This window comes from Deinococcus alpinitundrae (assembly GCF_009982895.1).
GTDB classification, from domain to species: Bacteria; Deinococcota; Deinococci; order Deinococcales; family Deinococcaceae; genus Deinococcus; species Deinococcus alpinitundrae.
On the sequence record NZ_WXZL01000108.1, the window covers coordinates 1 to 545 of the forward strand.

General features: G+C 55.2%; 1 protein-coding gene. It reads right to left on the minus strand.

Features of this window, described 5'->3' with window-relative positions; translation table 11 throughout:
- Positions 1 to 348: 348 nt before the first annotated feature.
- The coding region (locus GUI70_RS22605; RefSeq protein WP_161884516.1) for a transposase family protein at positions 349 to 545 on the minus strand (197 nt) is incomplete at its 5' end.

Genomic DNA, 545 nt, shown 5'->3' on the forward strand with positions numbered 1-545 from the left:
CGAGCGACGCCATTCCAGCCTGGGGTACCGCTCACCCACTCGATTCGAAGAATACTGGGCCAGACCGAACTGATCCTCCACAGGGGTCTTGCAATATCAGTGGCTAGGTCGCTGTGGTTGACGCTCTGGGACGTAATCATCGCAAAGACCAGGTCGACGACACGCTGAAGCGTGTCGATTCACAGGAATGGAACGCAAGCTTTGAAGTGTTCGGTCAGTTCGGTACGCTGGGGCCAAGTGGGAGGTGAGGAGGTCATTCCTTGAACTCACCGCATTTTGCTGTCCTTGTCGAAGGACAGGAGGGAATTGACGGTTTTCCTTGTCTAGGACAGCCTCAAACCAAAGTTGTCAGGTACTGAGGTTCGAGTGGTTACACAGCGCTGCGATGAGCTTGAGGCGTAAGGGGAAACGCCGTTTCCGGTGACGATAGAAGTCCTTGAGCACGTGAAATATCTTCAACTGTCGGATGACATGTTCCACCCGCAAGCGGGTGGACGCCAGGGCACGGTTCTCCTGGCGCTCTTCTGGGGTCAGCGGATTTGCTT